Consider the following 24885-nt stretch of genomic DNA (forward strand, 5'->3'; position numbering starts at 1 on the left):
GCTCAGACCCGAACCTCGATCAGCGGAACCGCTGCCATCCGCCCGGCCTCAAAGCTCTCCAGCGTCGTCTCGATCCGGTCCGAGTCGAACCGCACCGGCGTGTCGAACCGAAACCCCGCCGTCACCGCGACACCCGCCTCCGGCGCGCTCTCCAGCGTCACCCGCCCGGTTGCGAAGTCGACCGCAAAGGCCGTCGTCTCGACACCACCCACCGCAATCCGCACCGATCCCTCGACCGGCTTGGCGACCGGCCGCTCCACATCGCCGTAGCGCTTCACCAGATCGAACGCGGTGCGCGTCCCATCCCCGACGCCCAGCACCTGATCCTCAGACGATACCACCCCGCCCGGCGCGCACGATTTGAAGTCGGCGAAGTCCTTCAACCGGAACCCGTACAGCCGTCCCCGCCGCGCCTCGAAGAAGGCGACCAGCTCGGCCATGTCGTCCAGCGACCTCAGGTTCGCCCCGATCAGATACCGCCTGCGCCCCAGCGCCCAGGGCGTGGAGCGCCGCTCGAACCCTGACGCCAGCGTCGTGATCTCCGTCCGACGCTCCACCCCGCCGGTCGAACCGAACGCCAGCCGCGCGGGCAGGCGCACCTCGTGAAAGGCGTCCATGAACACTCTCCTGTTGTGCAATGTCGCCCGCCCGGTCCACACCTTGGTGGCGGCGCCTACGCCGCGTCTTTGCGAGACACGGCCTTGCGCGGCGAAATTCTCAGTTACGATCCGACGACCGGCGACGGCCTGATCAGCGGCGACGACTTGCAGCGCTACGCCTTCACCTCGGCCGCCGCCGGTCTCGAACCGGGCCGCCGCGTCGACTTCGTGGTTCAGGACGGCCAGGCCCTCAGCCTTATGGTCCTGCGCGACGGGCCGCTGCCGCCGGCCGTCTATCCGCCCGAACCGGACTTGGGCCTATGGGGCTATTTCGTCCGGTGCGTCACCGACCTCTACATCCAAGGCCACGGCCGGGCGCGGCGAAAGGAATACTGGTCCTTCGCCCTATTCCAGTTTCTGATCACGGTGATCGCCTTCATGCCGGTGATCGGCCTGGCCATCGCCGACGCCGAGATGGGCTATGACATGGAGGCCTGGGGCATGGCCTGGGTCTGCCTCGTCATCCTTGTCTATCTGGCTCTGGTGGCGCCCGGCATCGCCGTCACCATCCGACGCTTTCACGATGTCGGCTTCAGCGGCTGGATGATCCTGATCGGCCTTATCCCCTACGTCGGCGGGTTGTTCGTCTTCATCGTCAGCCTGCTGCCGTCGCAGCCGGGCGCGAACGTCCACGGCGCACCGCCCAAGGGGTCGTCCTCATTACAAACGCGACAGGATCGGCCAGCTTGACCTTTTCGGGTTGCTGGGATTGCACGGGTCGGCGATGTTGCCGCCGCGCCAGATCGGGCGCCAGTCATGGAGATCTCAGTGCGCGGTGAAATTCTCAGCTACGACGCCACGACCGGCGTCGGTCTGATCAGCGGCGACGACGGCGCCCGTTACGACTTCACCTCGGCCGCGCTGCAATCGCCGGCCGTGCCCGCCGCCGGCGTCCGCGTCGACTTCGTCCCCGAAGGCGCCGCCGCCACCCAGATCCTGATCCTGGCCGGTTCGCCCACCACCACCGGCGTCGCCGGCGGCTACGCCAGCTCGACCTCGACCGCCGTCGCCGGCTTCGACTGGCAAAAGCTGTTCCTGTCCTTCGAGGGCCGCATCCGTCGCAGCCATTTCTGGATCGGCTGGCTGATCCTGCTGGGCGTCAACGTCGTCATCAGCTGGATTCCCTTCATCAATCTGCTGGGCATCGTGCTGATCTGGCCGAACCTGGCCATTTCGGTGAAGCGTCTGCACGACATGGGCAAGACCGGCTGGCTGATCGCCATTCCCTGGGTCGGCTCGGTCGTCGCCTTTATAGCTGGCTTCGCCATGATGATCGCCGGCGCCGTCGCCAACGGCTATGCCGAGGACTATTACGAGAGCAATCCCGCCGCCGTCTTCGCCCTGATGGGCCCGGCCTTCGGCCTGTTCGCGATCGCCGGCTTGCTGGGCCTGGCCTTCCTGTTGTGGATCGGTCTGGTCGACAGCCAGAAGGGCGAAAACCGCTTCGGCCCGAACCCCAAGGGCGAATAAGCAGCAAGTGGCGAGTGACGAGTGGTCAGTGGAGAGACGCGCCGCGTCGGCATCCTCGCTCGGCACTCGTCACTAACCACTCGCCACTCGTCAATCACATCCGCCGCGCGCCCAGGCTGACGGCCCGCGCCAGCATCTGGGCGATCTGCGCCTCGGACCGCAGCAGGGCCGGCGCCCCGCCATTCACCGCCACATTGACCGTAACGCCCCCGCCGCCGACGGGCCCGATCTCGCCGCCCGTCGTTGGCCGAAACACCTCCGGCCCGCGCTCGCCAACCAGATAGGCCCCGCCGCCCAGCACCGGCCCGCCATCCGCCCGCGCCCCGCCGAAGCTGGACATCACCGACTGGATCGCCGCGCTCAACCCGCCGCCCTGCGATCCCGCCGCCGCATTGACGGCGTTCAGCACCGCCCGCGCCAGTTCGGCCAGCGACACCTCCCCATCCGCCGCCGCCCGCGCCAGCGATCGCGTCAGGCTGTCGCCAGCCCGCCCGAACGCCGCCTCGATCGCATCCGCCGCCTCCTGCGCCGGGGCCTTCAGCGCCTCCAGCGCCGCCCCGGCTTCGGCCGCTCTCAGCGCGACCTGATCGATCCCGTCCCGCCCGAACTCATCCGCCATCCGGCCAACCCTCCATCAATCGCGCCAGCCCGTCGCGCCCTAAAGGCGCCGTCCCACGCGGGACTTGCGTCAACATCCGCCACTCCTTCAGCGACAGCCGCCAGAACGCCTCGGGCGCCACGCCCATCGCCGCCGCCAGCCGCAACATCTCGCCCCAGGGCGTCACCTCGTCAGCCTCCGGCTTGACCGGAGGAGGCGGCCGCAAACGCCTGCGCCACCGCGACCGCCGCCTCGCGCGGATCGACAGCCGCCACCTCCGGCTCGACCTCCCCGCCCCCGCGCAACACCGCCGCCAGCACGATCATCAGATCCCGCGCCGACAGCGTCTTCATCCGCTCTGCGACCGCCGCCATCCCATCGACGCCCAGCCCCGTCTCGATCTCCGCCAGCGCCCCCAGCGTCAGACAGGCCCGACGCCGCGCGCCGCCCAGGATCACCGCCGCCTCGCCTCGCACGCCGTTCATATCGCGCTGAATCCGATGGCCCCGGCGCTGGCCAGGCTCAGCGCGAACGTCGCCTCGCCCTCGTGCTCGCCGGCGTATTCCAGCGCCGCCACCAGGAACGGCCCTTCCAGCACGCCGAAGTCCGGCACGATCAGCCGCCACCGCTTCGCCGCCTGATCGAAGAAGGCCTCGCGCACCAGGGCGTCCGACGCCGCGTCGCGAAAGACGCCCTGCCCCGACACCGCCGCCGACTTGACGCCTGCGCCGGCCAGCAGTTCGCGCCACCGCCCGGCGCTGTCGCCGTCGGTCGCATCCACCGTCCTGGCGTTCAGCGAGATCGTCCGCGCCCTCAGCCCCGCCACCGTCGTGAACACGCCCGGCGCGCCCTCGATCTTCAGCAACATGTCCTTGCCGGCCTGTGCCGTCATTGCTCAATCCTCCCTCGTGAAGCGCAGCGAAACGGGGGAGGGGGACCACGAAGTGGTGGAGGGGGCGGACACGCATTCCGCCGCCTGATTTCCGCACCCGGTCCGCTTTGGCCCCCTCCGCCATGCTGCGCATGGTCCCCCTCCCCCGCTGACGCGGAGGAGGATCAAATCTCTTCCGTCACCGCCCTCAGCCGCACGACCGCGTAGGTCCGCCGCCCGTCGCCCGCGCGGAACACGTCCGCAAATGTCGCCCTCAGCGTCGCCGTCCGCACGCCGTCGGCCTCCAGCGTCGTCTCGTGCAGGCAGGCTCGCACCGCCGCCGCCATGGCCTTGGCCTCTTCCGATCCGGCGAAGCGCGACACGCCCGTAAGGGTCAGCCGCTGCTCGACCCCGCCCCCGTCCGCCGCCAGCGGCCGGCTCTCGCACCGCCCTAGCGCCAGATAGGGACACAGAGCCCCTTCCGGCGCCTGGTCGTAAACCCGCTCCTGGATCAGGGCCGACAGCGCCGGATCGGCCTTCAGCGCCGCCACAACCGCCTTCTGCAGCGCGCTCTCATGATCCCTCATCGCACCCGCTCCAGATCCAGCTTCGCCCGCCCCGGCCGCGCATCCTCGACCGAGACAATCCGCCAGTCCGCCCCGCCGAACCGCAGCACGCGACCGATCATCAGCCGGGCATCCGCCCGCGCCTCGGCGCCCATCGTCTCGACCGCGCGCCGCTGATCGCCCTCGCCGCGCTCCAGGCGCCGGCGCGCCCCGCACTTCAGCCAGGCCGACCCGACCGCCTCGAACGACACGCTGCGCCCGCCATACGGCGTCTCGGCCTCCATCGGCTGGAACAGCCCCGCCAGCACTCTCATCTCGGCGCTCAAGTAGGCCGAAGGCCGATAGCACCCAGTCAAAGTCGCACCACGCGATAGGGCGCGATCCAGCCCTCCACCGGCTCGATCTCCACCGCCTCGCCCCGCTCATAGGCCCGCAGCACCAGCATCAGGATCGCCAGCCTCAGCGGCGCCGGCGAGGTGGACGTCAGGATCAACCCGACATCCCCCTCCACCTTCGCCTGCGCTGCCGCGATCAGGGTCTGGATCAAGCCGTCCTCGACATCATGCTCGACCCTCAGAAACAGCTTCGCCTCCGCCACCGTCACCGGCTGCGCCATGGCAATCTCCATTGTCAGAAATTCCGTCTCCTCCCCATGCAATGGGAAGGGGGACCACGAAGTGGTGGAGGGGCTCTTCAACGCCCGCAGAGCCCCTCCGTCACGGCGCGAAGACGCGCCGCGCCACCTCCCCGTCGCTGCGCGACCGGGAGGAGACGACCGGATCAGCTCGCGCTGAACTTCATCACCTTGATCGCGTCGAAGTTCTGCACCCCGCCGCCGACGCGCTTGGTCGTGTAGAACAGCACATAGGGCTTGGCCGAATAGGGATCGCGCAGCACCCGCACGCCCGCCCGGTCCACGATCAGATACCCCCGCTGGAAGTCCCCGAACGCAATGGACAGACTGTTGGCCGCCACGTCCGGCATGGTCTCGATCTCGGTCACCGGATAGCCCAGCAGGCTCGCCGTCTCGCCCAGCCGCGTCGCCGGCTGCCAGATATAGTTGCCGTCCGCGTCCTTGAACTTGCGCACGGCCGAGACCGTCTTGCGGTTCATCACGAACCGGCCGTTCGGCCGATACTGGGCCTTGGGCGCATAGATCAGGTCGATCAGGCGATCCGCCGGACTGGTCGCCGCAAAGCCGCCCGCCGCGCCCGATGCGACAGAACCGATCTGGCCCCAGGTCTGGCCCGCGTCCGCCACAGTCGGATAGGACAGCAGACCCTTGGGCTTGTTCACCCCGTCGCCGTTGATGAAGGCCTGGGTCTCCTGCGCCGCAAAGGCGTCCTCGACCTCGGCCGCCAGCCATTCGTCCAGATCGACCATGGCGTCGTCCAGCAACGCCTGCGTCGCCGCTGGATTGGCGTAGAGATCGGCCGACGGAAACTCCAGCAGGGCCAAGGTCGCCGGGTCCGTCTCGGGCCGCGCGGCGGTCTCCGCCACCCAGCCGCAGGCCACGCCCGCCATCGAAACCGGCTTTCTGAACACGCCGGCCGCCACGGTGCGCACCGTCGCGATCTCGCGCATCGGACTGGCCGCCATCAGACGCCGCTCGATGGCCCGCTCGGTCTCGTACGGCACGACATAGCCGCCCGAGGTCGCCCCGCCCGACAGACCCGCCTTGACCTCCAGACCGCCCGCCAGATGAGGAGACTGACCCGTCTTCAAATAGCCGTCCCATGCCGCCTTCGCCTCTGGCGCTGACGTCGGCTCGGCAGGTTCGCCTCCAATCACCGGACGACGGCTCTGGCTCATCACCCGATCCAGTCGCGCCTGGGCCGAGACGACCGCCTGATCGATGCGCGCCACCTTCTCCTCCAGCAGCACATCGGCCGCCGCCTTCTTCTCGATCTCGCCCAGCCGGGCGTCGTTCGCCCCTTTGAACGCCTCGAACGCCGCCATCATCTCGCGCACGACATCGCGCGCCTCGGGCTGGCCCGAAGCCTGTTTGGTCTCTTTCATGGTGTCTCCGGTGAATGCGTCCCTATCCGACGCGACGATCCGGGCCCGCGCCCGAAACCTGTGATTGAACGGCTGGCAGGCCCGCGAAACCGTGCTACCGATCCTGCTCTCTCAAGGATCGCTTCACATGCTCACGCTTGCTCTGGCCCTTTCCGGCGCGCTTCTGATTCAGTCGCAACCTGATGTTTCCAAACTGCCTCCCGAACAGGCGACGCAAGTCAGCCAGGTCTTTGGCGGCATGACGCGAATGTTCGAGACGCTGGGAACCTGCGAGCGTCAATTCCCGCCCGAAGTCGGCGCGCAGGTGCGGGGGGCGCTGGCGAACGAAACCGACCCGCAGAAGCGTGAGGCCTCGGCCTTCCTTCTGGCGGCCTATGACAAGGGCAAGGCGTCTGAACGGGCGACGACGATCACTCAGGAGCAATGCACCGCCGAGATGCAAGCCATCACCACCGAAATGCAGGCGCTCAAGGCCGAGATGGAAAAGGCAATGGGCGCCCAGGCGGACTGACGCCCCATGTCCCACCTGACGCCCCTCGAAAGCGCCGTCATGGACGCCATGATCTGGCAGATGGGCGACAGCGTACCGGACCTGCGGGCCCAGGTCGCCGCCAGTTCGCCGGGCCTGCGTCGCAACACTGGCGCCGGCCTCTATTCCCAGGTCGTCGTCGACGCGGACCGCGCGACCGCCAACCCGGACGCCACCGGCCTATTCGGCACCGTCCATGCCATGGTCGCCGGCCTGCCCGACCCCGTCGGCTTCCAGATCGAGCTGCGCCAAGGCCGGCTGACAGCCCTGCATGGCCAGAGCTATGGCCAGGACACCCACGCCATCGACTTCTCGACCACCGCCTTCGAAGAGGTCTTCACCGTCGACGAAGCCGGCCGCTCGATCCTGTTCCGTCCCGCCCGGCGCATGCCGGATCCGATCCCGCCCAGGCCAAAACCCGCCCGACCGGCCGCTGCACCCGCCGCCCAGGCCGCGCCAAAAGCGCAACCCAAACCCGCGCCTCAACCGGCGTCAAAGCCCTCTGATCACGCCCTGCCGTCCGCCGCCGCCTCGCCGGGCCTGGCCGAGATCATCGCCGGCCTGTCCAACCCCACGGCCTCGCGCGGCGGCCAGCTGGCCCTGGTCTATCTCGGCGCCTATGCGCTGGCGGCCGTCTTCATCCTGTTCGCCCACCTCGTGCTGCACGTCGGCTGGATCTTCGGCCTGGTGCTCGCCGGCTGGGCCTTGCGCTATCTCCACGGCAAGAAGGGTCGCGCCCAGATGGCCGCCCTCGCCGAAACCCTCGACCGCAACGGCGCCTTCCAGGCCCTTAAGCCGAACTGAAACTGGCAAGGCCTTGCGGCCCCGTCTTCGCTTCCCAACTCAAGGTCAGAAGGGGAGGCGCCGTGTTTGGATTGTTCTTTCATCCCAGACGATCCGACCCCGGTCGCGCGGTGGCCGTGCGTGTCGTGCCGGGTCAGCATTGCGGAGAGACCACGGATGCGCCACTGGCCTTCGTCGTCTCCAAGTCTCTGCCTGACCCTCAAACCGAACTGAACCGCGCCCCCGGCAGCATCGGAAACGTCACCAGCGACACCTCCCACAGCTCGACCGCGCTCAACACCCTCAACCGCCCCTGACGCCGGGCCCGCGCCGTGCGGTAACCGATCGATAGCCCGTCCAGCGCCCCGGCCCGGCTCAACGCCCCGGCGAACCGCGCCTCGGCCGACCAGTCCTCGATCCGGCCGCGCACAAACAGACCGCGCGCATCCTCGACGATCTGCTCCCAGACCCCGACCGGTGCGCACGCATCGTGCTGGTTCAGCATTCGCACCCCCTCAGCCCCCGTCTTGGCCAGACTGTCCGCAAACGCCCCCGCCTGCACCACGTCCCCGTTCAGATCCGCCACAGCAGCCGCATCGCCTCGACCGCCTTGGCCGACCGCGCGATCACCCCGATCTGGCGCGCGACCTTCTCGGCGACGGCGGCGTCCTTGACGTCCGTCTCGCAGACGCTCTTGGCCGTCTCTTCGATCTTGGCCTTCATCATCAGGAACAGGGGCTCCATCCACCCTGCGCAGGACGCAGCCGTCTCGCGCGCGCCCCCGCAGCCGCCCTCTCCGTCGTCCCGATTTCCCGTCATGCCCAAACCATAGCGGACCAGCGTCCTCAGGCCGGAAGAACGCCCACATAGTTCGCCAATGGCTTGTTTTCGCACACTTTCAACCAGCGTCATTGCGCTGGCTAGGGGGTGCTACCCTATCGCTCCCGGCCCCGTTCGACCGTCCATTCCGGCGCCTCGAAATCCAGCGCATCTTCCGGCTCGGCCAGCGACAACTCCGAAATCGTCTGGCCCCGCACCGACACGCCCGCCGTGTGCACCGTCTCGCGACTGCCCGAGATCAGATGATGCCATTTCGCCAGCGGTCGTCCCTCGTGCAGCCGGCGATAGGCGCACGACTTGGGCATCCACTCCAGCGCCTCGATATTGCCGGGCGTCAGCTTGATGCAGTCCGGCACCTGGGCCTTGCGGTTCGCATAGTCGGAACAGGCGCAAGCCTCGGGGTCGAACAGCTTGCAGTGCACCCGCGTCGGAATGACCTCGCCCGTGTCCTCGTCCTCGAACCGGATCACGCAGCACAGCCCACACCCGTCGCACAGCCCCTCCCACTCGGACGGCGACATCTCGGCCAGGGTCTTGGTTTCCCAGTAGGGCGCCATCAGATTCTCCCCCGCCTGCGGGGGAGGGGGACCGCGAAGCGGTGGAGGGGGCGGACGCCGCACCACGCGCGACGCGTCCCCTTGCCAAAAGCACAGCTTGTGATGGTGATACGCTCCATGAGAGCGCCGGTCCTTACCCAAAAACGCGCCAGAAGTCTCCGCCGGTCGATGTCTTTGCCGGAAGTCCTGATCTGGCAACGTATTCGAGGCCACGGCTTTCGTCGCCAGCACGCCCTCGGCCCCTTCATCCTTGGACTTCTATCGGCCCAGCGACCGCCTCTGCATCGAGATCGACGGCCAACAGCACGACCTCGCCCGCGACGCCCGCCGCGATGCCTGGCTGGCCGACAAGGATGTCCGCACGATCCGCATCCCCGCCACCGCCGTCCTGAACGACCCGGACGCCGTCGCCGAATTCATCCTGTCCCTCTAGATCCTCCCCCGTTCACGGGGGAGGGGGACCGCGCGTAGCGTGGTGGAGGGGGCAAGGACGCGCGCTGCGCCGACCGTCTGACACCCAGCCCGCTTCCGCCCCCCTCCACCGCTTCGCGCCCCCCCCCCCCGCTGCGCAGGGGAGGATCGTTTCAATGCCCGACCGTGTTGGAGAACAGGTTGATCACCATCACGCCGCCGACGATCATCGCCAGCCCGACCATCGCCGGCAGGTCCAGCCTCTGACGGAACACCACCGCCCCGATCACCGAGATCAGCACCACCCCCAGCCCGCTCCAGATCGCATAGGCGATCCCCACCGGCATCTGCCGCAAGGCGATCGACAGCAGATAGAAGGCCAGGCCGTAGCAGACCGCCATCCCCGCCGTCGGCCAGACCCGCGTGAACTGCTGCGAGGCCTGCAGCATCGTCGTGCCCGCCACCTCCAGCGCGATGGCGCCCAGCAGCGCGGCCCAGGTAAGCGGGCTCACAGATCGTTGGCCGTGATCGTGTGTCCTGGCGTCAACAGACACAGCAGGGCCTTGCGCTGCTCGGCCGAGACGTGATGCATCCCGAACAGATCCGACACCCACAGACCATCGGCCAGAAGGCGCAGCATCAAGGCGTCGTCGGCCCCGACGGGATCCTCGGGGTCATCGATCTTGATCCGGTCCATCCAGGCCTTCCAGCGCAGAACCAGGCTGGGATCGATGGCGAAGGCGGCCAGAACAACACGGCCGATGCTGACGTCCTGCGGCGTCACCGGCTCATTGACCGTCACCCTCAGATAGGCGCGGGCGCTTCGACCATACGGTTCGGGATCACGCGCCGCCTCCGCAAGCACGCTGTCGACATGCATGGCCCCCAGATGATCGACCATACCTTCCAGCAGGGCGGTCTTGCTGGGGAAGTGATGCAAAAGCGCGCCCTTGCTGACGCTCGTGCGCGCCGCAACGGCATCCAGGGTGAAGCCTGACGCCCCCAGTTCGGCGGCGACTTCCAGCGCCTTGTCGATGATCTCGGCGCGGGTGTCGTCAGGCGCGCGGCGGCGTGTGCTGCTGTCCATTCCCGCTACATACCAACCGGACGGTAACTGTCAAATGTCAAAGGTCGTGGCGGTTCGCCCGGCCCTCCTCTATATGGCCGCCCATGGCAGCCAGACCCCCTCTCGTCGCACTCAAGGACGTCCGTCTTCAGGACGGCCAGCGCCCCCTCTTCGACGGCGTCGACCTCGCGGTCGAACCGCGCAGCCGCGCCGCCCTGGTGGGGCGCAACGGCGCGGGCAAGTCCACCCTGATGAAGGTCGTCATGGGCCTGATCGAGCCGGACAGCGGCGACCGCTCCATCCAGTCCGCCGTCCGCTTCGCCTATGTGCCGCAAGAGCCGGTCATCACCGGCGAAACCCTGCTGGACTATGCGTCGTCGGGCGAGGCCGAGACATGGACGGCCGAAAGCTGGCTGGAGACCTTCGGCCTGAACCCGGCGAAGTCGACGCAAGGGTTGTCTGGCGGCGAAACCCGCCGCGCCGCCCTGGCCAAGGCTTTCGCCGAAGAACCCGACCTGCTGCTGCTGGACGAGCCGACCAACCACCTCGACATCCTGGCCATCGAACTACTGGAGAACGAGCTGATTCAGGCCCGGTTCGCCCTGCTGGTCGTCAGCCACGACCGCGCCTTCCTGAACCGCGTCACCAACACCGTCCACTGGCTGGAAGGCCGCCGGGTCCGCACCCTGAACAAGGGCTTCGTCGAGTTCGACGAATGGTCCTCCAAGGTGCTGGAGGAAGAGGCCGAATCCCTGCGCCGCCTGACCAAGACCATCGAGCGCGAGACCGCCACCTTCTATTCCTCCATCACCGCCCGCCGTAGCCGCAACGAGGGCCGCGCCCGCTCGCTTCAGGCGCTGCGCGCCGAACGCGCCGAGAAGATGAAGGACGTGCCGCGCGAACTGTACCTCGGCGTCGATTCCGGCTCGACCTCGGGCAAGCTGGTCGCCGAGATCAAGCATGTCTCAAAGGGCTTCAACGGCCGCACCCTGTTCAAGGACCTGACCACCCGCATCATCCGCGGCGACCGTCTGGGCATCGTCGGTCCCAACGGCGCGGGCAAGACCACCCTGGTCAAGACCCTGCTGGGCGAACTCGCGCCCGACGAGGGCACGGTGCGCATGGGCGCGAACCTCGAGCCGGTCTATCTGGACCAGTCGCGCGAGGGGCTGAAATCGGACATGACCCTGTGGGACGCCCTGACGCCGGGCGGCGGCGACAGCATTCTGGTGCGCGGCGTGTCCAAACACGTCGCCGCCTACGCCAAGGACTTCCTGTTCTCCGAGGCCCAGCTGCGCCAGCCGATCTCCACCCTGTCGGGCGGCGAGCGCAACCGCCTGCTGCTGGCCAGGGCATTGGCCAAGCCGGCCAATATGCTGATCCTCGACGAACCGACCAACGACCTGGACATGGACACGTTGGACAAGCTGGAAGAGCTGCTGGAAGGCTATGACGGCACCCTGATCCTGGTCAGCCACGACCGCGACTTCATCGACCGGCTGTCCACCTCGACCCTGGCCCTGAACGGGCGTGGCGACATCGTCGAGACCCCCGGCGGCTGGACCGACTTCATCCGCCAGAACCCCGGCTTCCTTCAGCCAGGCTCAAACCCCCGCCCCCAGGACAAGGCCGCCGCCCGACGCGCCGCCGAGGCGCCCCCGCCCGCCGTCGCCCCGAAGAAGACCGCCAAACTCTCCTTCAAGGACGCCCACCGCCTGAAGGAGCTGGAAGCCCTCATCGATGCGTTGCCCGCGACCATCGCCAAACACGATGCGACCCTGGCCGACCCCGGCCTCTACGCCCGCGACCCCAAGGCCTTCGACGCCGCCATGAAGGCCGCCGAAAAGGCCCGCGCCGACCTGGAATCCGCCGAACTAGAATGGCTGGAGCTGGAAGAGAAGAAGGCGGCCCTGGCCGGGTAGGGACCGAACGGCCCGTCACCCTGGCGAGGACGGCTTTGTGTCCTAGCCCTGTCTGTCTTGGTCCTCGGGCGGCGTCTTCGCCGCGCCCCGGTTCTGCATCACGCTGACGGCGATGCAGGCGACCAGGCCGAACGCAAACCACAGGCCGAACTTGCCCGTCAAAAGCCCGATCAGGCCAAAGATCAACAGGACGCCGAAGGGGGTGAGCCGTTTCATGGGGCGGACGATAACCGGCTTTCTCGTGGCTGACGAGGCTGCGCCAAAGGCCCCCCTTGAAACCAAACCCGCCGCTACACACTCAAGCTTCATGACCCTGCGCAGCCATCTCGTCGAATTCGCCCCGCCCCAGCAGGCGGCGCTGCGGCGGACCAACGCCGTCCTCGCCCGCGCGCCGCGTCTGCGCACCGACGGCTGGCGGATCGATGCGGGCCAGCGGCTGTCGCTGTGGCTGGACGCGGCCGCCGGGCGGGTCACTACGCCGCGTCTCAGGAAGCGCGGCGTGACGGTCGAGATCGTCCAGACGGACGGCGACCACCCCGTTCCTCTACGCATCCTGCATCCGACAGGCACGCCCCGCGCCGTCATCCTGGACATCCACGGCGGCGGCTGGGTGCTGGGCAGCGCCGGGCTGAACGACCGGCTGAACGCCCATCTGGCGCACCACGGCTTCTGCGTCGTCTCCGTGGATTATCGCCTGCTGTCCGAGCGGCGTCAGATCTATATCGACGCCGCCATCGCCGACTGTCTGGCCGCCGCCTATTGGACGGTCACGAATGTCGATCGACTGGGCGCCTCGACCCTGTTTCTGGCGGGCGAATCCGCCGGCGGGCATTTGGCCGCCCTGACCGCCGTCGCCCTGCGCGACCAGGGGCTGATCGACCTGGTGAAGGGCTGCGTCTTCACCTACGGCGTCTTCGACCTGTCGGGTACCGAAAGCGTGCGCTCTGCAGGGCCAGAAACCCTGCTGTTCAACGGCCCGACGATGCAGGCCGATCTGGCGCGCCTGGCGCCGGATCGCGACGAGGCGGCCTTGCGCCAGCCCGACGTCTCGCCCCTGTATGCCGACTTGACCGGCCTGCCGCCCGCCCTGTTCCTCGCCGGCGAGCAGGACCCTCTGTTCGAAGACAGTCTGTTGATGGCCACGCGCTGGGGTGAGGCGTCAGACGCGGACCTGATCCGTGTGCCCGAGACCCCGCACGGCTTCCTGCATTTCGGCGGCCCGGCCGCGCGCGGCGCGCGCAAGGCGATCCGCACTTGGCTGAACGCCCGGCTTTAGATCAGCGAGTGGGCTGCTCGTCATTCCGGGGCCGAGCGCAGCGAGGAACCCGGAACCCAGGGCCGCAGCCTCCAACGCCCGCCGATCCGACATCCAGGAACGCCTCCTGGCTTCCGGGTTCGTCCTTCGGACGCCCCGGAATGACGATCTGGGACGGGATCAACGCTTAACGATCCGACCTAATTCTCGATCAGTTCGCGGATCCGGCTGCCCAGCGCCTCCATGGCGAAGGGCTTGGTCATGACGTGCATGCCGGGGTCCAGGTGCCCGTTGCCGACCACCGCATTCTCGGCATAGCCGGTGATGAACAGCACCTTCAGGTCCGGCCGATCGATCCGCGCCGCATCCGCCATCTGACGCCCGTTCATCCCGCCCGGCAGGCCCACATCGGTCACCAGCAGGTCGATCCGCGCCCCCGATTGCAGCAGCTTCAGCCCTGCCACGCCGTCGGACGCCTCGATGCACTGATAGCCCAGTTCATGTAGGATTTCGGCGACCAGCATCCGCACCGTCGGCTCGTCGTCCACGACCATGACCGTCTCGCCGGCCTGGGCGCGCGGGGCCTGTTCGACCTCGGAGATCAGATCGGCGTCGTCCACCTCGCCGAAATGGCGCGGCAGATACAGGCAGATCATCGCCCCCTCGCCCGCCTCGGAATAGATCCGCACCTGTCCGCCCGACTGGCGCACGAAGCCATAGATCATCGACAGGCCCAGGCCCGTCCCCTCGCCCAGCGGCTTGGTGGTGAAGAAGGGCTCGAACGCGCGCGCCGCCACCTCCGGCGCCATGCCCGTGCCGGTGTCGCTGACGCAGATGGAGACATATTGTCCCGGCTCCAGATCCTGGGCCTTGGCCGTGCGCGCGTCGATCCAGCGATTGCCGGTCTCGATGGTCAGACGCCCCCCGCTCGGCATGGCGTCGCGCGCATTGATGCACAGGTTCAGCACCGCGTTTTCCAGCTGGTGCGCGTCGATCAGCACGGGCCACAGGCCGGCGCCGGCGACCACCTCGACCTCAATGCCCGGCCCTGTCGTGCGCCGCACCAGATCTTCCATCCCGCGGATCAGGCGGTTGGGATCGGTCGGCTTGGGATCCAGGGTCTGACGCCGCGAGAAGGCCAGCAGCCTGTGCGTCAGGGCCGCCGCCCGTTTCGCCGCCCCCTGCGCCGCCACCGTGAACCGCTCCACCTCGGCATGACGCCCCTGCGCGATCCGGTTGGTGATCAGTTCCAGGCTACCGCTGATGCCGGCCAGCAGGTTGTTGAAGTCGTGGGCGATGCCGCCGGTCAACTGTCCGACCGCCTCCATCTTCTGGCTCTGACGCAGCGCCTCCTCGGCCTGCATCAGAGCGCTGGTGCGTTCGGCGACCTGTTCTTCCAGCGTCTCGTTGAACCGCGCCAGTTCGGCCGATTGGCGTCGCAGGTCCTCGATGTCGGTGTTGGAGCCGACCCAGCGCAGGACCCGCCCCTCTTCGTCGTGCACGGGCTCGGCCCGCACCATGAAGGTGCGATAGACGCCGTCGTGGCGGCGGATGCGGAACTCGTTCTCATAGACCTGGCCGCTGGCCAGGGCCTGGACCCATCGCTCGGACGCCCAGTCCAGGTCGTCCGGATGAACGATCTTGCCCCACCCGGTCGTGCCGTCCAACGCGCCCTCTGCCAGGCCGGAGTAGGCATAGACCTGGGGGTTGAACCAATACAGCGACCCATCCGACCAGCTGGCCCAGATCTGGATCGGCGTGGCCTGGGCGAAGACCCGGAACTGGGCCTCGCTGTCGCGCAGGGCCGCCTCGCTGCGCGCGCGCTCGGTCGCCGTGCGCACCCGCTCGGCCACATCGCGCATCAGGCGCAGGTCGCTATCGGTGTAATGGCGCGGCGTCGCATGGTTGACGAAGACCATCGCCACGACCCGCCCCTGCTCCATCAGCGGCATGTTGACGAACGACCCGGCGCTGATGGCCTTCAAAGCCTCGGCCGTATCCGCTGTGCGCGGATCGAGGGCGACGTCGTCGATCGCCACCGTCTCGCCGCGCTTGATGTCCTCGATATAGGACCCGTAATCGCGGAACGACAGGACGCCGGCGATGCTGCTCACCCCCGGCTGGTTGAAGTCGCGCGCGATGGTGATGGTCTCGGCGCCGGTGTCCACCGTCCCGTAGCCCGCCCGGCTGACGCCCATGGTGCGGGCTAGAACCTGGGCCGAGGCCTGGGCGATGTCGCCGGCGTCGGTCAGGTCGCGGATCGCGTCGTTTAGCTCCAGCAGCGCGTTCTGCCGCGTCTCGCTCTGTTTTCGCTCGGTGATGTTGTTGAACAGGATGGCGACCTGCCAGGCGCCCGGCTGGCCGATCCTCAGCGCCTGCACGTCATACCAGCGACCGAAGATGTCGGCCGGGTTCTCGAAGCGGACCGGCTCGCCCGTGCGCGCCACCCCGCCGTACAGGTCGAACCAGTGCTGCTCCAGCCCCGGCGCGATCTCGCTGACCCATTTGCCGTAGGGGTCGACCAGGCCGGTCATCTCCTCGAAGGCCTTGTTGCCCTCGACGATCTTGTAGTCGACCGGCCGATCCGCCGCGTCGAATTTCATCTCGATGACGCAGAAGCCCGTCGCCATCGCCTCGAACACCGCGCCGTACCGGGCCTCGCTCAGCGCCAGCGCCTGGTCCGCCCGGTGGCGATCCGAGACGTCCATCCCCTGGACGAAGATGCCCCAGACCTGACCCTGCGCGTCCTTCAGCGGCTGGTAGACAAAGTCGACGTAACGCTCCACCACCTCCCCGCCCGGCTCGGCCTGGACGGCATAGCGCGCGCTTTCGGCCCGGTGCGGTTCGCCGGTGCGGTAAACCTGGTCCAGCAGATCCAGATACCCTTGCGCCACCGCATCGGGCAGCACTTCGGCCACCGTGCGCCCGACCACCTCGCGGTGGCCGATCACCTTCTGATAGTTGGGATTGGTCAGCTCGAACCGGTGTTCCGGCCCGGTAAGCAGCGCCATGAACCCCGGCGCATGCGCGAACATCTGCGCCAACTGGCTGCGATTGATACCGATAGACAAGGCGTGGTCAGACCCGCTGATAGACACTCAATTCCCCCGAGGACCGTCGTCCGCTGCGCCTAGAACCCGAAGCGCCCCCGCTGGGTTGCACACAATGTGTCCGACACCGAACATAGGCGTCTATCGCCGGGTTTCTGTGGACAAGGCAAGTCGCTGATCCGCAATCGCGAATTTGATCCGTCCACCGATGTTCACAGGCTTGTCCACCGCCGCCGGGCCAATGACGCACATCGGGGCGAGTTCGGGCGCTTGCCTCATAGCCGGTTTCGTCCGAACGTCAACAGGCCAAGGGACACGGGGCAGCGGAAATCCAGGGAGACCTGGACCTCCAGCGAACCGGCCCGGCTCTCCGACCCGGCGCTTCGGGCGATCTTCGGATCGTAACGTGCGACAGGCGGGATCCAGGCTCCAGTCTCCGACGGTCTTCGGATCGACGACAGACAGGAGAACCAGATCGGGATCGACGGACGACGCGGACGCAATGCCGTGGGACGCCGAAGACCAGGAGCGCGACAGGATACAGCCGACCGCCCTTTCGGGTTCGCTCGAAACGGCGCTGACGCCAAGGTCCAGACCCGAACGGCCAAGTCCAACCCGGACTTGGCGAGGGGACGAAGCCGACGGGTCCGCCCGAACGCTTCGTCCCCTCGCTCAATTGGGGCGCCGATGACATGAAATTGCGCTAGACAGCCGCCGCGTCAGATGCACCCATGAAGTGCAGACGGAGACACCCATGCGCGCGATCCTGTTCGGCCTCGGCCTGACCCTGACAACGACATCGGCCTTGGCCAACACGACCGATCAGGCGACGCAGCCTCTTGGAACGTCTCCGGTCCGCATCGATAGCGTCAGGCGGGGTGAACGGACGATCGAGCCGACACTTCTTCAAATTCCCACAACCGAAGTCACGTGTGATGGTGCGACGATTGGTCCAGCGTATGCCGATGATCTGCGGATCGAATCCACACGCCACTATTCCAACGACGGGTCCGTCCTGCAGAAGCCCGAGGTGGTCCTGAACTTCGCCGTCGATGAGACGGGGCGCACTCGCGACATCCGTCCCGCCTCGATGGCCGATCCAATCGATGAAATCATCATTCCGGCGAGAATTCCCTCCGATCAGGAACAGGCCGCCCTTGCCGCCTGGCGCTTCGCAGGCGGGCCTCGCAGCAACTGCCGCCTGACAATCCGCTACATCGCCAAGCCCGTGGCCGAAGCGAGTAGGAACGACCTGCTGCGATACTTCGCCGTCACCCGTACGCGTGGTCCGCTCCGCGACGCCGTCGCCGCGCGCCTGGCTGGCCCAGACGCCAACTGCGGCGGGGATCGTCGCGGCGGCCGCTCGCCGCGCACCGTCAGCCACCCCGACGACAGGATCGGCCAACGGCCTCCGCCTGGTGGTCGGTCCTGGACCGTCCTGCGTTGGGACGTAGACGCTGAGGGCCGGGCCGTGGACGTGGAAACCCTGGGCTCGTCCGGCGACGCCGCCTTCGACGCAGAGACACGTCGCGCCGTCTCGAACACCATCGTCCAGGGCGGCGTGCCGCTGAAAGGTTGCGTCTTCAACTTCCACCGGGGCGGCGACCGCCTGCCTGCGCCGGACCTGCCGGAGCGTGAGGACGACCCGCTGCAAAACTGTCCGGCCGAAGTCCGCTCGCGGTTTCAGGCGCGCGGCGCCCCGGATTCCTTCCCTGTCGCCTTTCGCGAGCGCGGGATCGAGGGCTGGGCCCTGGTGCGGTTCGATCTCGCGACCTGGGGCCAGGTCGGCAATGTCCAGATCATCGACGCCCAACCCGCCGCCGCCTTTGGCGACAGCGGCCGTCGCACGGTCCAATCGGGCCGCGCCGAACCGTCCAATACTTTCGGCGTCCGCTGCGTCGTGCCCGTCCGCTACGTCCTGCCCACCAATCCGGTCAGCGGAGAGCCGGTCCGAGGCGACAGGTCGGACGACAGCGCGGCCGACTGACGCCCCGCCTTCCCAAGGCCCCTATCGCCCCGTAAGTCAGGGGCATGAGCTTGTTGGGGAATCGCCTGCTGACCCGTCGCCGTGCGCTGATCGCGGGCGGGGCGGCTGTGGCGGCGGGAGCGATCGGGCTTCGGGCCTGCGGGCGGGCCGAGGCGCCGGTCGACGAACAGGGCCGCGTGCGCCTGCGGTTCGCCACCGACTGGCGCGCCCAGGCCGAACAGGGCGGATTCTATCAGGCGCTCGCCAGCGGGGCCTATGAGAAGCGCGGGCTGAACGTCCAGATCGTCCAGGGCGGGCCGGGCGTGAACGTGCCGCACCTGCTGGCCTCGGGCGCGGTCGAGCTGGGCATGGGCTCCAACAGCTTCATCCCCCTGAACCTGGTCGCGTCCGGCGCGCCGGTGAAGGCGGTCGCCGCCTTCTTCCAGAAGGACCCGCAGGTTCTGATGGCCCATCCCGACGCGGCGCTGGAGACCATCGCCGATCTGGCCGGCCGGCCCTTCCTGCTGTCCGAGGCCGGGATCAGCACCTTCTGGGTCTGGCTGAAAGCCAAATACAGCTTCACCGACGAGCAATTGCGCCCCTTCGCCTACGACCCCGCCGCCTTCATCGCCAATGCACGGGCGGTGCAGCAGGGCTATCTGACCAGCGATCCCTACGCCATCGAACAGACGGCCGATTTCGACCCGCGCGTCTTTCTGCTGGCCGACGAGGGCTATCCCTCCTACGCCGCCATGGTCCTGGCGCCCAACGCCTTCGCCCGGGACAATGCGGCGGCGCTGCGCAGCTTCATCGCCGCATCGGCCGAGGGCTGGCGCGACTACATCCGGGGTGACGCCTCGGCCGCCGACGCCTTGATCCGCAAGGACAACCCGGACATGACCCAGGCTATGCTGGATCAGGCCCGCGAACGCCTGCGCGACTACGCCATCGTCGATGGCGGCGACGCGGCGCTTTACGGCCTGGGCGCCCTGACCGAGGACCGCTGGCAGGCCTTCTTCGACGTGACCTCAAAGGCGGGGGTTTACGAGTCTGGTCTGAACTGGCGCGACGCCTTCACCGACAACTATCTGCCCGGTCGCGGCTGACACGCGGTCGTTGTCGAATCCCGGCTTCACATTAGCGCGGGATTAAGGGGTCGATCCCTAATGTGTGCGCTGGAATTCCTCTCCGGAGAGCCGCCATGCGCCGCGCCCTCGCAGTTTCGATCGTCCTGACCGCCGTCAATCTGGCGGCCGGCGCCGCCGTGGCGCAACAGGCGCCGACCAACGCCTCGGGCCTGCGCTACCTGTCCTGGCCCGGCAAGCCTCCGGTTGCCGCCCGTGCGACGCCGACGCCCGCCGTCATCCAGGCCGAGACGCCCGCCCCGACCGTGACCGCCGCCAACCGCACCCTGCCCGGCGCCATGCCCCTGGCCCGCCTGTCGCCCGCCCCTTCGACCGCCACGTCGCGCAGCAACGGCCTGACGCCCGCCAGCGCCTGGATGCCCCAGCGTGCCCCGGTGCAGGCCGAGCCTGCGCATAGTGCACCCATAGAGGCCGCCCCCGTAGAAACCACCCCGGCGCAGACGACACGCGTCGCGCCCTCGCCCTATGTTCCGGAACCGCAAGCCTCTGCGCCTCTGCCTCAGCCTGAACCTCAGATGCAGGCCGAGCCTGCGCCCGTCCCACAACAGGCCGCGCAGGCCGAGCCGCAACCCGCGCCCCAGACTGCAGTTCAGCCCGCGCCCCAGCCGGCACAGGCGGCCGTCGCCGACCCGATGGCCCCGCGCCGCGACGCCCCCATCTATCGGCTGCAACGGCCCCAGGCCGGCGCGCCGCTGGACGCCGCCGCCGTCGCCGCCAGCGGTCAGGCCGCCCCGACGCCCACAGCCGGCGACAACAGCGCCCGCTACTATTCGGTCCACCGCCAGGCCGGCCGTCACCCCGACGCCATCCCTGCGCCGCAGCAGACCTACCTCGACGCCATGCCTGTCCAGATGGCCCAGACGCCGCAATCCAGCGACCTGGCCCAGCCGGATGGTCCGCCCGCCCTGATCCGCAACGCCAACGGCGCCCTGCGCGCCGTGCCACAGACCGAAGCCGACAATCTGCCATGAGCGATCGTGCCGTGATTGAACCTGCCGAGATCAAGGGCTCGCGCCTGCCGGAACTCATTGGGTTGGCCAGCGAGGAGTCCAGCGAAAAGCGCCGCCTGCTTCTGCGCGAACTGACCGAGCATTTCTTCGGCGTGCCAGCCCCCAACGCCAATGAGAACGTGCTTTACGGCGCCGTGCTGGCCAAGCTGTCCGACGAGATGGAGGTCGCGGTTCGCGCCGAGCTGGCCGCGCGGTTCGCCCACGCGCCCAATGCGCCCCACAGCCTGATCCGACGCTTCGCCGACGACGAGCTCGAAGTCGCCGAAGAGGTGCTGCGCGCCTCCACCGTCCTGACCGACGACGACCTGATCCAGATCGTTCGCAAGCGCAGCCAGGGCCATCTGCGCGCCGTCTCGGGCCGCGCGACTGTGTCCGAGGCCGTCTCGGACGTCATCGTCGAACACGGCGACGACCACACGCTGGACACCCTGCTGCGAAACGACGGCGCCCGGTTGTCGCGCGCGGCGTCCGAAACCGCCGTCGAACGCGCCAAGGCCAATCCGGCGCTGCACGCCGCCACGGTCGAGCGCCAGAGCCTGCCCGCCGATCTGCTGAACGAGATGTATTTCGTCGTCGAGGCCCGCCTGCGTCACCAGATTCTGGAACAGAACGCCCGTATGGACCCGGCCCTGCTGGAGGCGGCGCTGACCGCCGGCCGCACCCGCGTCGCCACCCATGACGGCTCCCTGCCCGCCGACTACGTCGAGAACCTGGCCTATATCGACGAGCTTCAGGCGGCCGGGCAGCTGACGCCTCAGACCCTGATCCGCTTCCTGCGGTCCAACGCCAAGACCCAGTTCCTGATCGCCCTGTCGAAGCTGGCCGACGTGGACTTCCACACCGCGCGAGGGATCGTTGAGCGCAAGGATCTCGACGCCCTGTCGGTGGTCTGCAAGGCGGCCGACATGGACCGCGCCGTCTATCTGACCTACGCCGTGGCCATCCTGGGCGCCGAGGACAATCCGATGGGCAAGGCCGCCGCCTATGGCCGCATGTACGGCGAACTGACCCGCGACGCGGCGCTGCGCACCCTGCGCTTCTGGCGCATGCGCCGGACCGCCCAGGCGGCGTAACGCCTCACTGACCTCTCCCTTCCCCTGCGGGGGACGGTGGCTGAGGCGCAGCCGAAGCCGGGTGGGGACGGCAAGCAACGTCCCACCATCCTTCTTGTTTCAAGAAAGTGAGTCCCTGCCGGGCCGGCCCCACCCGGTCGCTACGCGACCACCCTCCCCCGCCGGGGGAGGGAGAATGCTCGTGCCGCCAAAACCAAAAACGCCCGCCTCCTGTCGGAAGCGGGCGTCTCCAGACCGGAACTGATCCGGCTCACTTCTTCGCGCGGGTTCCGGCGGCGCGGGCGGGCTTGCGACCGCCCTGGCCCAGGCCCATCGACTTGGCCAATTCCGAACGCGCCTTGGCGTAGTTCGGGGCGACCATCGGATAGTCTTTCGGCAGACCCCACTTGGCGCGGTATTCTTCGGGGCTCATGTCGTATTTGGTGCGCAGGTGGCGCTTCAACGACTTGAACTTGCGGCCGTCTTCCAGGCAGATCAGAAAATCGGGGGCGATCGACTTGCGGATCGGCACCGCCGGTTCCTTGGGTTCAGGTTCGGCCTCGACCGGACCGTTCGACACGCCCGACAGCGCCGCGTGAATATTGGCGATAAGCGCAGGCAAGGCCTCTGCCGAGACCGAGTTGTTGCCGACATAGGCCGACACGATGTCTGCGGTCATTTCCAGCAGTTCGGGCTTATCTTCCATTATCGACTTCGCTTTCCTGATCTATTGAGTTCGGCTGATTCTCCAACCGAACGATGCGTATAGCGTCATAGTGTTATTTCAACTTGAAAGCAAACACGCGCCAAAGAGGTGCGATACGCACGTCTATGCAGTCGAAGTTAATGGCTAGAGCTAGCGGCCGAAGTCTTCGGCCAGCACCATCATCGCCGCGCGTTCGGGCGCCGAATATTCATCGACGGCGTCATCCTCGCCGTCGCGAATGGCGCGCAACAGCGTGGGCGTCAGGGCCGACGACAAGGACCAGTTCCAGTAACGCAACACCGTCTGGGCGCGATCAACGGCCAACATTTCATAAGTGATCTGGACCCGCTCCCAATCGGGATGGATATGACCGTCCGCCGTCGTCTCGGGCCGCCGCATCGAGCGCCACAGATTGGTCAGATCGACGCGCGACATCCCCGTCGCCTTGCACAGGATGGCCAGCGGCTCGCCGCCGGGATCGCCCAGAAGCTTGGCCCCCGTCAGCGGTTTGATCCCGGCCAGGAAGGCGATTTCGGACGCCGTCTCGCGCGTCAGGCCGTCGCGGGCGGCGACCATGACCGCGTGTTCCAGATTGTCGAACGGGCTTTTTTCGACGGCGGCGCGGTTCCTCTGTCGACGCTCGATGAACTGCAACGCCTTGCGCGCGACCGGGTCGGACCAGCCTTCCTGATTGGCCATGGGAAAGACGTCCTCCGACGCCTCCTGCATGACTTCGCGGGACACGGCGAACCGTTGCAGGATGGTGCGGCGATCCTCGGGCGCGCACCACCAGAACATGACATAGGCGCCCGACGGCCTCAGCTCGGGCCGCTTCAGCAAGGGGTTGCACAGGCCCGGCGACTGGCGGCTCAGGCCCACGACCGTCTCGACGCCCAACTGCGACAGGCGCGCGGTCGTGTTGCGCAGCACCGCCTCGATCACCTCCATCTCGCCGAACGAGAACAGGGTCTCGGTCACGATCTCCGACAGGCCCCGGCGCACCGCCAGCAGCATCCGATGCTCGAAGCCGGCGTCGCGCGCGCAGCCGACGAGGTCCGCATCGCTCAGCGACGCGCATTGTTCGATCAGCAGGGCGGCGACATCCGGATCGTCGCGCAACAGAATGCGCGCCACGCTGTTGGGCAGTTCAGCCAGCGGCGCCAGACGCGAGGCCACGCGCTTGCGCTCGTCGTGCGAGGCCAGCCGCAGCATCTCGACCAGCAGGTCGCCCGTCACCGCCCGCTCGAAGGCGTTGATACGGCTGGCAGGCAGGGACATCACATCGGCCAGACGCTTCAGCAGCGCCCGGCGCGCACGCAGCGGCGGCGGCGTCGCCTCTTCCCCGATCATGGCTGCCAGATCGCCCATCCCTCCACCTTAGACGCGAGCGGTTAACCGGGCGTGAGCCGGATCAAAGCCCCTCAAACAAGGCCGTCGAAAGATAGCGTTCTGCGAAGGACGGGATGATCACCACAATGGTCTTGCCCGCATTCTCCTCGCGCGCGGCGATGCGGAAGGCGGCGGTCAGGGCCGCGCCCGAGCTGATGCCGACGGGGATACCCTCGACCCGAGCGGCCTTTCTGGCCATGTCGAAACTGTCGTCGTTCGACACCTGCTCGACCCCATCGACCACCGACGGATCATAGATGGCGGGCACGAAGCCGGCGCCGATGCCCTGGATCTTGTGCGGGCCGGGCGCGCCGCCGGACAGCACCGGAGAGGCCTCGGGCTCGACGGCGATGAACTGCACAGACGCCTTTTTCGCCTTCAGCGCCTGCCCCACGCCCGAGATGGTGCCGCCGGTGCCGACGCCGGCGACGACGATGTCCACCGCCCCGGCCGTGTCGTTCCAGATTTCCTCCGCCGTCGTGACGCGGTGAATGGCGGGATTGGCCAGGTTCTCGAACTGCGACGGGCTGATGGAGTTCGGCGTGGTATCCAGCAGTTCCTGCGCCCGCGCGATGGCGCCCTTCATCCCCTTCTCGGCCGGCGTCAGCTCAAGCCGCGCGCCCAGCAGGGCCAGCATCTTGCGCCGCTCGATCGACATACTCTCGGGCATGCACAGCGTCAGCTTCAGCCCCTTGGCCGCCGCCACGAAGGCCAGGGCGATGCCGGTATTGCCGCTGGTCGGCTCGATCAGCACCGTGTCCTGATCGATCTTGCCCGCCTCCTGCAACGCCTCGACCATGGCCACGCCGATCCGGTCCTTGACCGAGGCGATCGGGTTGAAGAACTCCAGCTTGGCCAGAACCGTCGCCTTCGCATCATATTCCGCCGACAGGCGCGGCAGCCGCACGATGGGGGTGTCGCCGATGGTGTCGACGATCGAGTCATAGACCTTGCCCCGGCCCTTCTTCAGGTGGCGGGACGCGTCATAGCTGAAGTCGGTCATGGAAAAGGTCTCCTCAAA

General features: G+C 68.0%; 30 protein-coding genes. 11 read left to right on the forward strand and 19 right to left on the reverse strand.

Annotation, left to right across the window (positions count from 1 at the left end; translation table 11 throughout):
* Window positions 1-2: 2 nt before the first annotated feature.
* Window positions 3-617 carry a DUF2460 domain-containing protein gene (locus tag JX001_RS14740; RefSeq protein ID WP_205681578.1) on the reverse strand — a complete coding sequence of 205 codons (615 nt, stop codon included), beginning with the start codon at window positions 615-617 and terminating at the stop codon, window positions 3-5.
* 84 nt (window positions 618-701) lie between these two features.
* Here JX001_RS14740 and JX001_RS14745 point away from each other — a divergent pair, with 84 nt between their 5' ends.
* Together JX001_RS14745 and JX001_RS14750 are read left to right on the forward strand one after the other, a co-directional pair.
* Window positions 702-1349: a DUF805 domain-containing protein gene (locus JX001_RS14745; protein ID WP_205681579.1), complete on the forward strand. Its 648-nt coding sequence runs from the start codon at window positions 702-704 to the stop codon at window positions 1347-1349.
* A gap of 78 nt (window positions 1350-1427) precedes the next feature.
* Complete coding sequence (locus tag JX001_RS14750; protein WP_205681580.1) at window positions 1428-2129, forward strand: DUF805 domain-containing protein; 702 nt, start codon at window positions 1428-1430, stop codon at window positions 2127-2129.
* Window positions 2130-2223: 94 nt separating this feature from the next.
* Here the strand turns inward: JX001_RS14750 and JX001_RS14755 are convergent, their stop codons facing one another.
* The 8 genes from JX001_RS14755 to JX001_RS14790 all read right to left on the reverse strand — a co-directional run bounded on the left by JX001_RS14755 (window position 2224) and on the right by JX001_RS14790 (window position 6183).
* Complete coding sequence (locus JX001_RS14755; RefSeq protein ID WP_205681581.1) at window positions 2224-2748, reverse strand: phage tail tape measure protein; 525 nt, start codon at window positions 2746-2748, stop codon at window positions 2224-2226.
* A complete protein-coding gene (locus tag JX001_RS16500; RefSeq protein WP_350354478.1) occupies window positions 2738-2953 on the reverse strand; it encodes a phage tail assembly chaperone in 216 nt (71 codons plus the stop codon). Before JX001_RS16500 ends, JX001_RS14755 begins: the two co-directional genes overlap by 11 nt.
* Window positions 2919-3212 (reverse strand): GTA-gp10 family protein, encoded by a 294-nt coding sequence (locus JX001_RS14765; protein WP_205681582.1) that lies wholly within the window; start codon window positions 3210-3212, stop codon window positions 2919-2921. The genes JX001_RS16500 and JX001_RS14765 overlap by 35 nt, the downstream gene beginning before the upstream one ends.
* Complete coding sequence (locus JX001_RS14770) at window positions 3209-3619, reverse strand: phage major tail protein, TP901-1 family (RefSeq protein ID WP_205681583.1); 411 nt, start codon at window positions 3617-3619, stop codon at window positions 3209-3211. Before JX001_RS14770 ends, JX001_RS14765 begins: the two co-directional genes overlap by 4 nt.
* A gap of 164 nt (window positions 3620-3783) precedes the next feature.
* Window positions 3784-4185 carry a DUF3168 domain-containing protein gene (locus tag JX001_RS14775; RefSeq protein ID WP_205681584.1) on the reverse strand — a complete coding sequence of 134 codons (402 nt, stop codon included), beginning with the start codon at window positions 4183-4185 and terminating at the stop codon, window positions 3784-3786.
* Window positions 4182-4478 (reverse strand): phage head-tail adapter protein, encoded by a 297-nt coding sequence (locus JX001_RS14780; RefSeq protein WP_205681585.1) that lies wholly within the window; start codon window positions 4476-4478, stop codon window positions 4182-4184. The genes JX001_RS14775 and JX001_RS14780 overlap by 4 nt, the downstream gene beginning before the upstream one ends.
* Before the next feature lie 38 nt (window positions 4479-4516).
* Window positions 4517-4780, reverse strand: coding sequence for a head-tail connector protein (locus JX001_RS14785; RefSeq protein ID WP_205681586.1), 264 nt, complete (start codon window positions 4778-4780; stop codon window positions 4517-4519).
* A gap of 164 nt (window positions 4781-4944) precedes the next feature.
* On the reverse strand, window positions 4945-6183 hold the full coding sequence (locus JX001_RS14790) for a phage major capsid protein (protein WP_205681587.1): 1239 nt from the start codon (window positions 6181-6183) through the stop codon (window positions 4945-4947).
* A gap of 127 nt (window positions 6184-6310) precedes the next feature.
* Between JX001_RS14790 and JX001_RS14795 the strand changes: the two genes are divergently transcribed.
* Both JX001_RS14795 and JX001_RS14800 read left to right on the forward strand, forming a co-directional pair.
* Window positions 6311-6694, forward strand: a complete 384-nt coding sequence (locus JX001_RS14795) for a hypothetical protein (protein ID WP_205681588.1) — start codon at window positions 6311-6313, stop codon at window positions 6692-6694.
* Between the two features lie 6 nt (window positions 6695-6700).
* Entirely contained in the window at window positions 6701-7516 is an 816-nt protein-coding gene (locus JX001_RS14800; protein ID WP_205681589.1) for a hypothetical protein, read from the forward strand.
* 199 nt (window positions 7517-7715) lie between these two features.
* On the opposite strand, the gene JX001_RS14805 is transcribed toward JX001_RS14800, so the two are convergent.
* From JX001_RS14805 to JX001_RS14815, 3 genes are all read right to left on the reverse strand, one after another.
* Window positions 7716-8081: an HK97 family phage prohead protease gene (locus JX001_RS14805; RefSeq protein WP_205681590.1), complete on the reverse strand. Its 366-nt coding sequence runs from the start codon at window positions 8079-8081 to the stop codon at window positions 7716-7718.
* Entirely contained in the window at window positions 8069-8314 is a 246-nt protein-coding gene (locus JX001_RS14810; protein ID WP_205681591.1) for a hypothetical protein, read from the reverse strand. The genes JX001_RS14805 and JX001_RS14810 overlap by 13 nt, the downstream gene beginning before the upstream one ends.
* A 116-nt stretch (window positions 8315-8430) precedes the next feature.
* Window positions 8431-8892, reverse strand: a complete 462-nt coding sequence (locus JX001_RS14815; protein ID WP_112861410.1) for a YcgN family cysteine cluster protein — start codon at window positions 8890-8892, stop codon at window positions 8431-8433.
* A 250-nt stretch (window positions 8893-9142) separates the two neighbouring features.
* Between JX001_RS14815 and JX001_RS14820 the strand changes: the two genes are divergently transcribed.
* On the forward strand, window positions 9143-9325 hold the full coding sequence (locus tag JX001_RS14820) for an endonuclease domain-containing protein (protein WP_241004672.1): 183 nt from the start codon (window positions 9143-9145) through the stop codon (window positions 9323-9325).
* A 151-nt stretch (window positions 9326-9476) separates the two neighbouring features.
* On the opposite strand, the gene JX001_RS14825 is transcribed toward JX001_RS14820, so the two are convergent.
* Window positions 9477-9815 (reverse strand): DMT family transporter, encoded by a 339-nt coding sequence (locus tag JX001_RS14825; protein ID WP_205681592.1) that lies wholly within the window; start codon window positions 9813-9815, stop codon window positions 9477-9479.
* Entirely contained in the window at window positions 9812-10390 is a 579-nt protein-coding gene (locus JX001_RS14830; protein WP_205681593.1) for a TetR/AcrR family transcriptional regulator, read from the reverse strand. Before JX001_RS14830 ends, JX001_RS14825 begins: the two co-directional genes overlap by 4 nt.
* An 83-nt stretch (window positions 10391-10473) precedes the next feature.
* On the opposite strand from JX001_RS14830, the gene JX001_RS14835 reads away from it, so the two are divergent.
* Window positions 10474-12291, forward strand: coding sequence for an ABC-F family ATP-binding cassette domain-containing protein (locus tag JX001_RS14835; protein ID WP_205681594.1), 1818 nt, complete (start codon window positions 10474-10476; stop codon window positions 12289-12291).
* A gap of 42 nt (window positions 12292-12333) precedes the next feature.
* Here JX001_RS14835 and JX001_RS14840 read toward each other — a convergent pair whose 3' ends face one another.
* A complete protein-coding gene (locus tag JX001_RS14840) occupies window positions 12334-12507 on the reverse strand; it encodes a hypothetical protein (RefSeq protein ID WP_205681595.1) in 174 nt (57 codons plus the stop codon).
* Window positions 12508-12598: 91 nt separating this feature from the next.
* Between JX001_RS14840 and JX001_RS14845 the strand changes: the two genes are divergently transcribed.
* The gene (locus JX001_RS14845) at window positions 12599-13567 is read left to right on the forward strand and encodes an alpha/beta hydrolase (protein WP_205681596.1); all 969 of its coding nucleotides are present in this window, start codon (window positions 12599-12601) and stop codon (window positions 13565-13567) included.
* A gap of 179 nt (window positions 13568-13746) precedes the next feature.
* On the opposite strand, the gene JX001_RS14850 is transcribed toward JX001_RS14845, so the two are convergent.
* Window positions 13747-16617, reverse strand: a complete 2871-nt coding sequence (locus JX001_RS14850) for a PAS domain S-box protein (RefSeq protein WP_205681597.1) — start codon at window positions 16615-16617, stop codon at window positions 13747-13749.
* Window positions 16618-17350: 733 nt separating this feature from the next.
* On the opposite strand from JX001_RS14850, the gene JX001_RS14855 reads away from it, so the two are divergent.
* The 4 genes from JX001_RS14855 to JX001_RS14870 all read left to right on the forward strand — a co-directional run bounded on the left by JX001_RS14855 (window position 17351) and on the right by JX001_RS14870 (window position 21790).
* Window positions 17351-18583 carry a TonB family protein gene (locus JX001_RS14855; RefSeq protein WP_205681598.1) on the forward strand — a complete coding sequence of 411 codons (1233 nt, stop codon included), beginning with the start codon at window positions 17351-17353 and terminating at the stop codon, window positions 18581-18583.
* 44 nt (window positions 18584-18627) lie between these two features.
* Complete coding sequence (locus tag JX001_RS14860; protein ID WP_205681599.1) at window positions 18628-19668, forward strand: ABC transporter substrate-binding protein; 1041 nt, start codon at window positions 18628-18630, stop codon at window positions 19666-19668.
* Window positions 19669-19763: 95 nt separating this feature from the next.
* Window positions 19764-20678, forward strand: a complete 915-nt coding sequence (locus tag JX001_RS14865) for a PAT1 family protein (protein ID WP_205681600.1) — start codon at window positions 19764-19766, stop codon at window positions 20676-20678.
* Complete coding sequence (locus JX001_RS14870) at window positions 20675-21790, forward strand: DUF2336 domain-containing protein (protein ID WP_205681601.1); 1116 nt, start codon at window positions 20675-20677, stop codon at window positions 21788-21790. The genes JX001_RS14865 and JX001_RS14870 overlap by 4 nt, the downstream gene beginning before the upstream one ends.
* 250 nt (window positions 21791-22040) lie before the next feature.
* Here the strand turns inward: JX001_RS14870 and JX001_RS14875 are convergent, their stop codons facing one another.
* The 3 genes from JX001_RS14875 to cysK all read right to left on the reverse strand — a co-directional run bounded on the left by JX001_RS14875 (window position 22041) and on the right by cysK (window position 24867).
* On the reverse strand, window positions 22041-22475 hold the full coding sequence (locus JX001_RS14875) for a Ros/MucR family transcriptional regulator (RefSeq protein ID WP_055753018.1): 435 nt from the start codon (window positions 22473-22475) through the stop codon (window positions 22041-22043).
* Between the two features lie 150 nt (window positions 22476-22625).
* Complete coding sequence (locus JX001_RS14880) at window positions 22626-23843, reverse strand: DUF2336 domain-containing protein (RefSeq protein ID WP_205681602.1); 1218 nt, start codon at window positions 23841-23843, stop codon at window positions 22626-22628.
* A 43-nt stretch (window positions 23844-23886) separates the two neighbouring features.
* A complete protein-coding gene (gene cysK, locus JX001_RS14885; RefSeq protein ID WP_205681603.1) occupies window positions 23887-24867 on the reverse strand; it encodes a cysteine synthase A in 981 nt (326 codons plus the stop codon).
* Window positions 24868-24885 lie beyond the last annotated feature (18 nt).

It is taken from the genome of Brevundimonas fontaquae, from assembly GCF_017086445.1.
Taxonomy (GTDB): Bacteria; Pseudomonadota; Alphaproteobacteria; order Caulobacterales; family Caulobacteraceae; genus Brevundimonas; species Brevundimonas fontaquae.

Bases quoted from the DNA above. Each gene is read 5' to 3' on its own strand.
- JX001_RS14865 (WP_205681600.1), top strand. From the start codon at position 19,764: ATGCGCCGCGCCCTCGCAGTTTCGATCGTCCTGACCGCCGTCAATCTG.
- JX001_RS14800 (WP_205681589.1), top strand. From the start codon at position 6,701: ATGTCCCACCTGACGCCCCTCGAAAGCGCCGTCATGGACGCCATGATC.
- JX001_RS14810 (WP_205681591.1), bottom strand. From the start codon at position 8,314: ATGACGGGAAATCGGGACGACGGAGAGGGCGGCTGCGGGGGCGCGCGC.
- JX001_RS14755 (WP_205681581.1), bottom strand. From the start codon at position 2,748: ATGGCGGATGAGTTCGGGCGGGACGGGATCGATCAGGTCGCGCTGAGA.
- JX001_RS14785 (WP_205681586.1), bottom strand. From the start codon at position 4,780: ATGGCGCAGCCGGTGACGGTGGCGGAGGCGAAGCTGTTTCTGAGGGTC.
- JX001_RS14855 (WP_205681598.1), top strand. From the start codon at position 17,351: ATGCGCGCGATCCTGTTCGGCCTCGGCCTGACCCTGACAACGACATCG.
- JX001_RS14875 (WP_055753018.1), bottom strand. From the start codon at position 22,475: ATGGAAGATAAGCCCGAACTGCTGGAAATGACCGCAGACATCGTGTCG.
- JX001_RS14795 (WP_205681588.1), top strand. From the start codon at position 6,311: ATGCTCACGCTTGCTCTGGCCCTTTCCGGCGCGCTTCTGATTCAGTCG.
- JX001_RS14840 (WP_205681595.1), bottom strand. From the start codon at position 12,507: ATGAAACGGCTCACCCCCTTCGGCGTCCTGTTGATCTTTGGCCTGATC.
- JX001_RS14790 (WP_205681587.1), bottom strand. From the start codon at position 6,183: ATGAAAGAGACCAAACAGGCTTCGGGCCAGCCCGAGGCGCGCGATGTC.
- JX001_RS14740 (WP_205681578.1), bottom strand. From the start codon at position 617: ATGGACGCCTTTCACGAGGTGCGCCTGCCCGCGCGGCTGGCGTTCGGT.
- JX001_RS14835 (WP_205681594.1), top strand. From the start codon at position 10,474: ATGGCAGCCAGACCCCCTCTCGTCGCACTCAAGGACGTCCGTCTTCAG.
- JX001_RS14770 (WP_205681583.1), bottom strand. From the start codon at position 3,619: ATGACGGCACAGGCCGGCAAGGACATGTTGCTGAAGATCGAGGGCGCG.
- JX001_RS14775 (WP_205681584.1), bottom strand. From the start codon at position 4,185: ATGAGGGATCATGAGAGCGCGCTGCAGAAGGCGGTTGTGGCGGCGCTG.
- JX001_RS14765 (WP_205681582.1), bottom strand. From the start codon at position 3,212: ATGAACGGCGTGCGAGGCGAGGCGGCGGTGATCCTGGGCGGCGCGCGG.
- JX001_RS14815 (WP_112861410.1), bottom strand. From the start codon at position 8,892: ATGGCGCCCTACTGGGAAACCAAGACCCTGGCCGAGATGTCGCCGTCC.
- JX001_RS14870 (WP_205681601.1), top strand. From the start codon at position 20,675: ATGAGCGATCGTGCCGTGATTGAACCTGCCGAGATCAAGGGCTCGCGC.
- JX001_RS14830 (WP_205681593.1), bottom strand. From the start codon at position 10,390: ATGGACAGCAGCACACGCCGCCGCGCGCCTGACGACACCCGCGCCGAG.
- cysK (WP_205681603.1), bottom strand. From the start codon at position 24,867: ATGACCGACTTCAGCTATGACGCGTCCCGCCACCTGAAGAAGGGCCGG.
- JX001_RS14780 (WP_205681585.1), bottom strand. From the start codon at position 4,478: ATGAGAGTGCTGGCGGGGCTGTTCCAGCCGATGGAGGCCGAGACGCCG.
- JX001_RS14880 (WP_205681602.1), bottom strand. From the start codon at position 23,843: ATGGGCGATCTGGCAGCCATGATCGGGGAAGAGGCGACGCCGCCGCCG.
- JX001_RS14845 (WP_205681596.1), top strand. From the start codon at position 12,599: ATGACCCTGCGCAGCCATCTCGTCGAATTCGCCCCGCCCCAGCAGGCG.
- JX001_RS14860 (WP_205681599.1), top strand. From the start codon at position 18,628: ATGAGCTTGTTGGGGAATCGCCTGCTGACCCGTCGCCGTGCGCTGATC.